General features: G+C 65.0%; 4 protein-coding genes. 1 reads left to right on the forward strand and 3 read right to left on the reverse strand.

Going from position 1 to position 3,010, the window contains the following annotated elements; translation table 11 throughout:
* The 3 genes from VK519_RS00260 to VK519_RS00270 form a co-directional block, all read right to left on the reverse strand.
* A partial coding sequence (locus VK519_RS00260; RefSeq protein WP_324346530.1) for a substrate-binding domain-containing protein occupies positions 1-427 on the reverse strand: 427 nt, incomplete at its 3' end.
* Complete coding sequence (locus tag VK519_RS00265; protein ID WP_324346532.1) at positions 420-1,283, reverse strand: amidohydrolase family protein; 864 nt, start codon at positions 1,281-1,283, stop codon at positions 420-422. The genes VK519_RS00260 and VK519_RS00265, both read right to left, overlap by 8 nt.
* Positions 1,284-1,320: 37 nt before the next feature.
* Positions 1,321-1,992: a 4-carboxy-4-hydroxy-2-oxoadipate aldolase/oxaloacetate decarboxylase gene (locus tag VK519_RS00270; protein WP_324346535.1), complete on the reverse strand. Its 672-nt coding sequence runs from the start codon at positions 1,990-1,992 to the stop codon at positions 1,321-1,323.
* Positions 1,993-2,095: 103 nt separating this feature from the next.
* On the opposite strand from VK519_RS00270, the gene VK519_RS00275 reads away from it, so the two are divergent.
* Positions 2,096-3,010 (forward strand): LysR family transcriptional regulator (locus VK519_RS00275; RefSeq protein WP_324346537.1); only part of this gene is annotated, 915 nt, incomplete at its 3' end.

The raw sequence follows: 3,010 nt of genomic DNA on the forward strand, positions 1-3,010 counted from the left end.
GATCGCGGGTGAGCCAGTGCATCGAGGCGGTGGCAAGCCCGTAGTCTTCGGCCAGGTGCGCGCGTACCCACATACCGGTGGTTTGTGTGTAGGCACGCACGCCGATGCGCTTGCCGGGAAGGTCTTGCGGGCTGGTCACGCCACCGGTGCGGCGCGTGATCAAGCAGCCGCGCTGAAAGCGAGAGGCCACCACGGCGGGAAGCAGGATGAGGGGGCGGCCAAAGGCTACAGCCTGCAGCGCGGTGACGATCGCCAGCTCCGACAGGTCGTAGCTTTGCTGGCGGACCATCGGTGCGAAGGCCTTGTGCACCGGCGACACGTCGACGAAGTCGAACGTGAGCCCAGGGCTACTAACCGCGCCGCTCTTGAGCGGTTCGGTAAGCGGCGACGTTGCCAGCACCGTACGTAGCGTGCCCGACTCAGACATGGGCGGAGGTCTCCACCAGTGCCCGATACACGGTGGCCGCTGTGCCGCCGAAGATCATTGCCTGGTCATGCACGGGAAGCCCGGCGAGCACTTCGCGTGCGGTGGCGGCCAGCGTCGGCAGGGCGCCTTCTGCCGCGGGGAAATTCGATCCCCAGGCGATTCGGCCGGCACCGAACACTTCGATGATCTTCTCGAGGAAATCGCGCGGGTTGGACTTGCCGGCCGTTGCCGCACTGAGCGTGCGGTTGGTGAGCTTGAGGAACACACCCGGGAACCTGGCCATGTCGAACAGCGCCTTCGCCTGGGCGAAGGGTGCGCCATCGGACAAGTCCGGTCGTGCGCAATGGTCCAGCAGCACGCGCACCCTGGGGAAGCGTTCCAGCAGCGAAGCCAGGGCAGGCAGCCCTTCCATCGTCATCTGAAGGCACACGGGAATGCCCAGCTTCTCGGCGTGGGCCCAGGCTGGGTAGGAATCCTTATGCCCCAGCCAGTCGGACTGGCCCGGCATGGTGCTGCCCGTGGTGAACAGGCGAAAGCCCGAAAGCCCTTCCGCCTGCCAGTGGTCGATGAGCTCCACCGCATCGGGCGCCAACGCATCGATCGAATAGACACCCACGAAGCGTGTCGGATTGGCGCGGACGGTATCCACGACATAGCGGTTGTCGTGGCCGTAGACGGTGGAGGCCTGTACGACCACCGCCTTGGCAATGCCGGCTTCGTCGATGGCCTTCAACAGGCCAGCCGCATCCACCGGCCGCGCCTGCGACCACTCAGATTGGTGTCCGCCGATCGGATCCTTGGGGTAAGCGGAGGTATCCGGGGAGATCACATGTGTATGTGTGTCAAAGATCTTCATCGGTTTCTTTGCAAGTGGGAATTTTTTGCACGCGTGATTACTGGTAGGTCAGGCCCTTGGCCGCCAGGCGTTCGCGCATGGCGTAGATATCCAGGCCCAGCTCGCCATGCCTCAGGCGCTCACGGACCTTTTCCTCGCGGTTTTCGCGGTCGAGGCCCTTGGCAAGCACCTCGTCGGCCTCCTCGTGGCGGACCACGCAAACACCGTCGTCGTCGGCCAGCACGATGTCGCCGGGGCGGACATATTCCCCGCCGCAGACCACCGGCACGTTCACCGACCCCAAGGTTTCCTTCACCGTGCCATGGGCGAACACGGCCCTGGACCACACCGGGAAACCCATGGCCTTGAGGTCGCGGACATCGCGCACACCCGCGTCGATCACCAGGCCGCGGCAGCCCCGCACCATGGCGGACGTTGCCAGCAGGTCGCCGAAGTAGCCGTCGATGCACTCGCTGGTGGGAGCGACCAGCAGAATGTCGCCATCGCGAAGCTGCTCGATGGCCACGTGGATCATCCAGTTGTCGCCGGGCGGAATGGACACCGTTACCGCGGAGCCGGCGATGCGGGCGCCCGCATAAATCGGGCGAAGGTGGCTGGCGAGCAGACCCTTGCGGCCCTGGGCCTCGTGGACCGTCGCCACGCCGAGCTGGCCCAGGGCGTCTACCAGGGCCTTGCCGGGCCTTTGGACTTTGGTATTGACTGTGGACATGCACCTTTTCCTACAATCGGAATAATGCAAAGGTGCGCGCCTGGCATGAGGTTTGCCAAATTCGTTTTATGATCAGGCCATAAGCAAATACGATTGATTGCTCGTGAAAGACATTTTCCAGCTCAACTTGAGGCACCTGGATGCGCTGCTCGTCACGGGACGGTCGGGCAGCATGAGCGCCGCTGCGCGCGAGGTGAATCTGTCGCAGCCCGCGCTTGCCCAGGCGATAGCCAAGATGGAGCGTGTGCTGGGCGAGCGCTTGTTCGACCGGCAGCCCGAAGGCGCCACGCCCACCGCGGCCGGCAAGGTCATGATGGTTCGCGTGAATCGCGCGCTGCGCTACCTGGCGCATGGCGGTCGGTTGGTAAGGCGATCTGCGCGGCTGGCCCCGCTGCCGCATATCGAGCGGCGCGTGACCATGGTCCAGCTGCGCGCACTGATCGCGGTGGAAGGCAACAGCAGTTACGTGCAGGCGTCGGAGTTGACGGGCCTGTCCCAGCCAGCGGTGCATCGCGCGGTGCGGGAACTGCAGGACATCCTGGGCATGGACCTCTTCGTTCGCGTGGGCCGCATCGTACGGCCGACGGACGTGGCCACCCGCTTCGTGCGCTTCGCCCGCCTGATGCTGTCGGAGTTGCGAGCAGGTGTCGAGGAGATCGGTGCCATCAGCACCGATGAAGCCGGTCACGTGATCGTCGGCATATTGCCCAGTGCCCGCGCCATCTTCTTCTCCGAGTTGCTCGCCCGGTTCACCACCGCGAACGTATCGGCGGCAGTCAACGTGGTCGAAGCACCGTACGGGGAGCTACTGAGCAGTCTTCGCCAGGGGGACATTGACCTGATCATCGGCGCACGCCGCGACCCGCCGCCGCATCGCGAGGTGGTGCAGGAAGATCTCTACGACGACGATCCCGTGGTTGTCGGCCGCACCGGCCATCCCCTGCAAGGCAAGACGCAGCTGGACCTGCCCGACCTCCTGGCCTACCCCTGGGTCATCTCCGCCCCCGGTATTCCCCTG

The organism is Pinirhizobacter sp., from assembly GCF_035317885.1.
Lineage (GTDB): Bacteria > Pseudomonadota > Gammaproteobacteria > Xanthomonadales > Rhodanobacteraceae > Pinirhizobacter.

Bases quoted from the DNA above. Each gene is read 5' to 3' on its own strand.
- VK519_RS00270 (WP_324346535.1), bottom strand. From the start codon at position 1,992: ATGTCCACAGTCAATACCAAAGTCCAAAGGCCCGGCAAGGCCCTGGTA.
- VK519_RS00265 (WP_324346532.1), bottom strand. From the start codon at position 1,283: ATGAAGATCTTTGACACACATACACATGTGATCTCCCCGGATACCTCC.